At 49.6% G+C, this 7705-nt stretch carries 7 protein-coding genes and 1 pseudogene; 5 read left to right on the plus strand and 3 right to left on the minus strand.

Annotation, left to right across the window (positions count from 1 at the left end; translation table 11 throughout):
* A pseudogene (locus R6U67_RS12105) lies at positions 1-219 on the plus strand (Uma2 family endonuclease); the annotation flags it as partial.
* The gene (locus R6U67_RS12110; RefSeq protein ID WP_410252786.1) at positions 219-1028 is read left to right on the plus strand and encodes a Uma2 family endonuclease; all 810 of its coding nucleotides are present in this window, start codon (positions 219-221) and stop codon (positions 1026-1028) included. The pseudogene R6U67_RS12105 and the gene R6U67_RS12110, both read left to right, overlap by 1 nt.
* A 14-nt stretch (positions 1029-1042) precedes the next feature.
* Here the strand turns inward: R6U67_RS12110 and R6U67_RS12115 are convergent, their stop codons facing one another.
* From R6U67_RS12115 to mtnA, 3 genes are all read right to left on the minus strand, one after another.
* A complete protein-coding gene (locus tag R6U67_RS12115; protein ID WP_068789920.1) occupies positions 1043-1753 on the minus strand; it encodes a hypothetical protein in 711 nt (236 codons plus the stop codon).
* A complete protein-coding gene (gene coaD, locus R6U67_RS12120) occupies positions 1675-2235 on the minus strand; it encodes a pantetheine-phosphate adenylyltransferase (protein ID WP_410252787.1) in 561 nt (186 codons plus the stop codon). Before coaD ends, R6U67_RS12115 begins: the two co-directional genes overlap by 79 nt.
* Before the next feature lie 62 nt (positions 2236-2297).
* Positions 2298-3347 carry an S-methyl-5-thioribose-1-phosphate isomerase gene (mtnA, locus tag R6U67_RS12125; RefSeq protein ID WP_410252788.1) on the minus strand — a complete coding sequence of 350 codons (1050 nt, stop codon included), beginning with the start codon at positions 3345-3347 and terminating at the stop codon, positions 2298-2300.
* A gap of 221 nt (positions 3348-3568) precedes the next feature.
* Here mtnA and R6U67_RS12130 point away from each other — a divergent pair, with 221 nt between their 5' ends.
* The 3 genes from R6U67_RS12130 to cutA all read left to right on the plus strand — a co-directional run.
* Positions 3569-6229 carry an NACHT domain-containing protein gene (locus R6U67_RS12130; protein WP_410252789.1) on the plus strand — a complete coding sequence of 887 codons (2661 nt, stop codon included), beginning with the start codon at positions 3569-3571 and terminating at the stop codon, positions 6227-6229.
* Between the two features lie 89 nt (positions 6230-6318).
* Positions 6319-7500 carry a hypothetical protein gene (locus R6U67_RS12135; RefSeq protein ID WP_410252790.1) on the plus strand — a complete coding sequence of 394 codons (1182 nt, stop codon included), beginning with the start codon at positions 6319-6321 and terminating at the stop codon, positions 7498-7500.
* A 76-nt stretch (positions 7501-7576) separates the two neighbouring features.
* On the plus strand, positions 7577-7705 hold a 129-nt coding region (gene cutA, locus R6U67_RS12140), incomplete at its 3' end, for a divalent cation tolerance protein CutA (RefSeq protein ID WP_410252791.1).

Here is a 7705-nt window from a genome sequence, read left to right on the forward strand (position 1 = left end):
GATCCCTTTTTAGGGTTTATTGAACTCGATCGCCGTCGTCAGGAAGCCGAAGCCGAACGCGATCGCCAACGCCAACGAGCCGAAACCGCTGAAGAACGAGCTAATTTAGCTGAAGAGGAACATCAACGGGAACGCCAACGAGCCGAAATCGCCGAAGCACAACTCAAAGCCATGGAACAACGGTTACGAGACCTAGGATTGGATTCAGGAGACAGCTAATGGTTAGAGAACTCTCGAAATCAACTGATATCATCTACCCCGATAGTGACGGACAACCGATGGCGGACAATACTAAACAATTTCGCTGGATTGTGGTGATTAAAGAGAACTTAGAATTACTCTTTGCGGACAATCCTGATGTGTTCGTCGCCGGGGATTTACTCTGGTATCCCGTGGAGGGAAATAACCGCATTCGTCGCGCACCCGATGCGATGGTGGTGTTTGGACGACCGAAAGGCGATCGCGGGTCTTATAAACAATGGGAAGAAGACCATATCGCGCCGCAAGTGGTGTTTGAAATTCTCTCACCAGGAAATCGAGTTTCAGAAATGATTCAGAAACAAGCGTTTTACGATTATCACGGGGTCGAAGAATACTATGTTTATGACCCAGATGAGGTGGATTTAGCGGGGATGATTCGTGGGGAGGGACGCTTAGATCCAATTGAAGATATACAAGGTTGGGTGAGTCCTCGTTTGGGGATTCGTTTTCAACTCGAAGAGGAAACTCTAAAGATTTTCACTCCCACTGGCGATCCCTTTTTAGGGTTTATTGAACTCGATCGCCGTCGTCAGGAAGCCGAAGCCGAACGCGATCGCCAACGCCAACGAGCCGAAACCGCTGAAGAGGAACATCAACGGGAACGCCAACGAGCCGAAACCGCCGAAGCCGAACATCAACGGGAACGCCAACGAGCCGAAACCGCTGAAGCCGAACGTCAACGGGAACGCCAGCGAGCCGAAACCGCCGAAGCACAACTCAAAGCCATGGAACAACGGTTACGGGAGTTGGGACTCGACGAATCCTAGCCTCATCGTCGCCATCAGTAGCGGCGAATCGCTTGAGAACTGCTTTCCTTCTGATGTGCGCGATAGGTGGACTCCTGCTGAAGCTGCTGGCGACCATTGCGGATAACGCGCATCATGTCACTGAGTTGTTGCTCAATGTTCTGAAGTACCTTATCTGCGTACTCATCCGCACCCGACTCGATGGTACTGGCTTCGGCCAAGGCTCGCGCATGGATCTGCTCAAGTTCTTGTTGCGCCTGCTGTTGGAGTTGCTCGATCTCACGAATCGCTTGTTCGCGGGCCACCTCACAATCCGTCCGAACTTGTTGACGCATTCGGTCGGCTTCGACCTTGGCTTGGCGAACCAATCCCATCTCGTCGAGGATATTGGCCGCCTGTTGTTCAGCGGCGTCTACAATTTCGCGTCCGTACTGTTCAGCTTGGCGGAAAATCTCGTCTTTCTGACGAACCACCTCTTCGGCTTCCTGAAATGCGGTGGGAAGATTGAGCCGAATCGCATCGAGGAGATCGAGTAGCGGTTCCTCGTCAATGAGTGTCCGTCCCGTAAACGGAATGCGGGGACTATCGAGGATGACTTCCTCGATACGGTTTAAGGCTTGCTGGATATTGACACTTCCCGAACCCGTCTGTTCGGCGCGATCGCCATCTACAGGCGCGGTCGGTTCGGGTTGGGGTTGGCGGTTTTCGGATTGGGAATCGATCCCGGCTGAGTCCTGACGTAACATCGATAAATCTCTGTGGCTACAGGTGGAGGTACAAAGCGATCGACAGAGCCGCCGAAGCGAGCAACCTCTTTGACAAGGCTACTGCTGAGGAAGCTATATTCGTTGCTGGTGGCGAGAAACACGGTCTCGATGGAATCCGAGAGGGTTTTATTGGTATGAGCCATTTGTAACTCCATCTCGAAATCAGACAGCACCCTCAATCCGCGAAGCAGGACACTTGCCCCTTTGAGTTTAGCGTAGTTTACCGTTAGACCATCAAAGCGATCGATCTCGATGTTGCTGAGATGTTCGGTACTTTGTTCGATTAACCCGATGCGTTCGTCGACCTCCAAGAGAGGACTCTTATTCGGATTCCTTACCACAGCAACCACGACTTTGTCAAATAATCGACAACCTCGCTCGATAATATCGAGATGACCTAGGGTAATGGGGTCAAAGCTACCGGGATAGATGGCAACGACGCGGTGAGAATCGCTCGGCATAATGTCGAAGGGCGACTTAATGGCTATTGTACAAGCTAATTTCTGGAAACGGAGAGATTGACCTAGGACGCGGGGGAGGGATTGGCAAAAATACTCTGGAGTTCTGCCGGCGCGATCGCTCCCTGTTCGGTGATAATGGCGGTAATCAACTCCGCTGGAGTGACATCAAAGGCGGGATTATAGAACTCGGCCCCCTTAGGAACCAGGCGCGTCTCACCAATTTGGTAAATCTCCACCGGGTCCCGTTCCTCAATGGGAATCTGACCACCATGGCTCAGGCTCAAGTCTACCGTAGATTTCGGAGCGGCTACAAAAAAGGGGATATTATGGGCCTTCGCCACCAGCGCCAGGCTATAAGTCCCAATTTTATTGGCCGTATCACCATTGGCGGCGATGCGATCGGCCCCCACCACCACCGCATCAATCATATTTTGCTGCATACAATGAGCCGCCATACTATCGGTAATCACCGTGACCGGAATCCCATCATAGATACATTCCCAGGTGGTCAGTTTTGCACCCTGGAGACGGGGACGGGTTTCATCAGCATAGAGTCGTTGCAAGCGTCCAGCGGTATAGGCGGAACGCACCACCCCCAGCGCCGTTCCATAGCCAGCCGTGGCCAACGCACCAGCGTTACAGTGGGTCAACAGGCGCAGTTTGTCCGGCTGTTTCGGGAGGGACTCCAAGCCATGATCGCCGATCGCCTGACAGGTCTCAATATCCTCCGCATTAATGGCTTTGGCGGTCTCTAATAGGGTTTGACGCACCTGTTCAACGGTTCCGGGAGTGGTGCGGGCCACCTTTAACATCCGCTCAATGGCCCAGAAGAGGTTAACGGCGGTGGGCCGAGTGTCCCGCAGCATCTGGCCCACGGCTTCGAGGCGTTCGAGAAAGGCGGTGCGATCGCGGGTTTCGATTTCCCCGGCCCCCAGGTACATCCCATAGGCCGCCGCCACCCCAATCGCTGGCGCACCCCGGACAATCATGGTTTTGATGGCCATGGCCATGTCGTCACTCCGACGAATCTCGACTTGGGTTAATTCTCGGGGTAATCGATTTTGGTCAATCAGCGCCACGCGATCGTCGCGCCAGACAACGGGATACAGCATCGTCGCAACTCCGCTTCAAACAGTAAGGGTGAACACGCTTAATATATCGGAAAAGGGAACCCATAACCGGCCGTACAATGGCGACATCTAAGAAATGAGCGGTAATCAGCAGCACAGTCTTGCATCAGTTTGCGGGGATGCAGAGTCAAGTTGAGTCAATCTCCCTTGAGCTGTTGTCTCGCGATCGTCCGAGTCTGGGATTGCATAACGAGGTGAGAACCATGAATGACCATCCAAGCACTTTGCTAGATCCACAACGAATCTTGGCGGCTGTTGTCTTTAGTGATGCGGTGGGGTTTAGTGCCAGAATGGCCGCTGATGAAGAGCGAACCCTAGGGTTAGTCGAGCGAGATTTGGGGTTAATGAGGCAAATCTGTCAAGAGACGCAGGGCCGGGTTCTCAAATCGACAGGAGACGGATTGTTAATGTATTTTGACAATGCCTTGCAAGCGGTGGCTTGTGCTTTGGAGATTCAGAAACAGTTGGCCAACCAGTCAAAATCTCTCTCGGATGACGATGTTTTGAATCATCGCATTGGTATTCATTTAGGCAATGTTTACCTTAAAGACAATGACATTATGGGCAACGGGGTTAACATTGCGGCTCGCCTACAAACTCAGGCTGAACCGGGAGGAATTTGTTTGTCGAAGACCGTTTATGATGATGTCAAAAAAACATTATCTGTCAAGGCGACGTATTTAGGCTTGCGAGAACTCAAGAATATTAGTGAAGCTTTCCCCGTTTATCAAATCCTTTTAGAATCCTCTCGTACCCGGTTGCGATCGCCGGCACCACCTCTCAGACAAGAGTATCGTAATCGTCAAGTGTTACTCGATAAAGTGAGTCATTATTGGATTGAGGGGGTTCTCGAACGTTCCTTACAACGTCGTGTGGCTCTGGAATTGGGTTTAGACTCCCGTGACGATCTACTCGATCGCCCCTGGAGTCTTCTCTGGCGCCGTCAAGACACCTCGGATATGCTACCTCCAGGAACCCAGGCGATCGCCAAGTTTGATGACTTAGGTGCATCACGAAGTTTGCTAATTTTAGGCGCTCCTGGTTCGGGAAAAACAACCACGCTCTTAGAAATTGCTCGGGAATTGATTGAACGAGCTAAATATGATGTAAACTTGGCAATTCCTGTTATTTTAAATCTGTCATCCTGGCCCGGAAAACGACAGGCGATCGCCGACTGGTTAGTCACTGAACTCCAAAGCAAATATCAGGTTCGCCGCGAAATCGCCAAAACTTGGATTCAGGATCAGAAACTGTTACTACTACTCGATGGCTTAGATGAAGTCAATCCCAGACATCGCGAGTCTTGTGTTGAGGCCATCAACCAATTTTATCAGGATCATGGGCAAACGGATCTAATTGTTTGTAGCCGTATTAGTGATTATGAAGCTCTCCAGACTCGTTTACAGCTTCAAGGAGCAATTTGTCTGCAACCGTTAACCCCGGAACAGGTTAACCAGTATTTTTTAAAGTCTGGCGAAGATCTCGCGGCAATCGCTCAGATAATACAGGAGGATTCCAGCCTACAAGAACTGGCGCGATCGCCCTTAATGTTGAGTATTATGTCCATCGCCTATCAGGGGATTTCTGCTCATGAAATCCAAAGGAGAGTGAATGCAGAGGAACGCCGTCAGCATTTATTTGATAAATATATTGAGCGAATGCTGGCCCGGCGCGTTGCTGATAAGCCTTATCAAGATCAGCACACCAAACATTGGCTCAGTGAGTTGGCTCGTCAGCTCGTGAAAGAGTCGCAGACGGTGTTTTTGATTGAGGGGATTCAACAGAGTTGGTTAAGCCGCAACTCTCAGAAGTTTGAATATCATGCTAAACTTTTTTCAAGTCTAGGTGCAGTTTTTGGCGCAATTTTTTCAATGATACTGCCCAATTTTACGGCTGTTTTTGAAGTTAGTTTTTCTCTGTTTTTTATAACAACAATAACCGGGGCAGTCTTAGGATTTATGAGTGCGGTATGTTGGTCCGTCTTCCGTCAAGCCTTTGGCCCCAGGGTATTCTCCCCTCTGGGAGTGTTTAGTTATAGTGTGTTTAGTGGGGCGATCGCCGTCCTTTTAGGACTAGGCGCCACTCGTTTTTATGAAGATTGGATAATTTATAAAAAATCTTACCTAATCTTTGCGAGTCTGGAAACTCTACCTTTACTTTATGTTATTTATGCCTCTAGTGCTATCGTGTTTTTAGTCATTGCAAAAACCCCTATTCGGTCATACAACAAACTTCAATGGTCTTGGTTTTGGGGGAAACAAAAACTCATAGAGGGGATGCTGTGGGGGTTGGCAATTGGTCTTATTCTCGGTCAAATTTCGATAGTTTATCTGTTTTTTGTCTTGTCCCTAGATTTTGGTTTAACGACAATGCCTAATTCTATCTGGACTCAATTTTTAGCTTCCTTTATCTTAGGGATTCCCTTAGGAATTATCCTTCAATTTCTGGGGGGACTCGTTGCTTTTCTAATTGGTGGTTTTACCGGAACAGATATTGACAAGACCACAACAACGCCCAATCAGGGTATTTGGCAAGCCTTACACAATAGCCTGATTTTAGGAACCGTGGCCATGGTTCTTTTAGGAACCCTAGCTGGATGGGTTGGCGTGTCTATCTCAGCGGGAATTGCTTTAGGAATTGGCGTGGGATTGGTTAGTGGTGGAATTGCGGCTCTAAAACATGGTTTACTCCGACTACTGTTGCGATCGCAAAATCGCATTCCCTGGAACTATGCTCACTTTCTCGATTATGCAACCTCCTGTATCTTTGTCCAAAAAATGGGGGGTGGATATATCTTCAGCCATCGCTTGCTCTTAGAACACTTTGCGGCAATGAAGAGCCAACCGGGAGGTCAGATTAAATGAAGCCAAAACCCTGGAAACCTCGTTTGTTAATGATTGCCAATATCGTCCTAATTACTAGCTGGATCATCGGGGTGTTTTTCGCTAATACCATGAGTCGAGATTCCTTAGCGAACCGAGACCAATACTCGGAAAAGATGTACCAAGACTTTCCACCCCGAGAGCCAAGTTCCTTCGCCTTAGAATTAGAAGCATGGGCCGATCATTCTGATGTTGAGCAGCTTGGAGATCGTCTCGATCGCTATCTACAACAAGTCTTTGAGTCAGGCGATCGCCGTTTACCCGAAATCCCCCAAGAACTACAACGCTATCTCGATGACAATCGAGCCGAACTGAACCAAATTCGCGATCGCCTCGCTCAAGACGAAAACCTCGATTTCGGACTTCCCTATGATGTACGAACCTACAATTTTTCAACGCAACTCCCCAAACTGTCGCTCCCGATCCGCCTATCTCAGCTCATCATGCTGAACATCATTGAGCGTCACCAAGCTGGGGACATCAATCAAACTGAAGCGAGTTTCAACGCTATCTTAAACCTGCTCAAGTCGTTAGACAAGAATCCCGATTTAGCCTCTCAAGCGACTCTTGAGACCCATTACAAACATCTTCTAAACCTGATTCGTCAACTCGACGATTTCCCAGACAATATCCCAGACAATATCAAAGCAAAACTTGAACCCGCGATCGCCACCCATCAAAACACCAGCCTGTCACGATTAAAATTTGAAGCCTACTTTTACTCATCAACTTGGACAGATTCAACTCTGATCGAAGGCGCACCTCCAATACGTCAGCTTCTCTGGCCCCTGGCCACACCCTACTTCAACCTAATCGCCGCCGAAGTCTGGCAAGCAGAACGTCAGTTACTTGAGAAGATGGAAGAGATGGATATCTGCCGTTTAACCCCTCAAGAGTTGTTAGAGGCCATTCCCTCGACGCAATGGAGTTCTATCGATGATGCGGAGAGGAACGAATACCGTTTTCAGTGGTGGGTTAGACCCCAGCAACTCCAGTTTGCCTTAGAACTCAGCCAAAACCTACAACAGATTAACGAGCAGGCGCGTCGAGAGGGGCAATTTCCCGACGCGATCGCACCCATCCGTTCATCCTCATGTGAGGAAAGCCAATGGGTTTACGAAATCAATTCTGACGAGACAGCCACAATCCGCCTCGAAAACATCCCAAACCTGATTTCAGAATTTGGCTCCCCATCCTACAAGACGCATCATACGATAGTGACGGGTTCCGTTACGGGTTCCGTTGCCGAATGAGACCTTCAATCCCTGACGACGACCCCCCCAAACCCGACCTAGATTGTTCACCAATCCATTCCCCATGACTACCCCGATGTCTGACGCTCTCATCGTTCTCATCACCGCCACCTCCGCCGAGGAAGCGCAAACCATCGCCCGCACCCTCATCGAAGAAAAACTCGCCGCCTGCGTCTCCCGGTTCCCCGTCCAGTCCACCTATACC

The sequence above is a fragment of the Sodalinema sp. genome (assembly GCF_046483825.1).
Lineage (GTDB): Bacteria > Cyanobacteriota > Cyanobacteriia > Cyanobacteriales > Geitlerinemataceae > Sodalinema.

Coding starts and splice junctions, on each gene's coding strand:
- coaD (WP_410252787.1), bottom strand. CDS start 2,235: ATGCCGAGCGATTCTCACCGCGTCGTTGCCATCTATCCCGGTAGCTTT.
- mtnA (WP_410252788.1), bottom strand. CDS start 3,347: ATGCTGTATCCCGTTGTCTGGCGCGACGATCGCGTGGCGCTGATTGAC.
- R6U67_RS12135 (WP_410252790.1), top strand. CDS start 6,319: ATGAGTCGAGATTCCTTAGCGAACCGAGACCAATACTCGGAAAAGATG.
- R6U67_RS12110 (WP_410252786.1), top strand. CDS start 219: ATGGTTAGAGAACTCTCGAAATCAACTGATATCATCTACCCCGATAGT.
- R6U67_RS12115 (WP_068789920.1), bottom strand. CDS start 1,753: ATGTTACGTCAGGACTCAGCCGGGATCGATTCCCAATCCGAAAACCGC.
- R6U67_RS12130 (WP_410252789.1), top strand. CDS start 3,569: ATGAATGACCATCCAAGCACTTTGCTAGATCCACAACGAATCTTGGCG.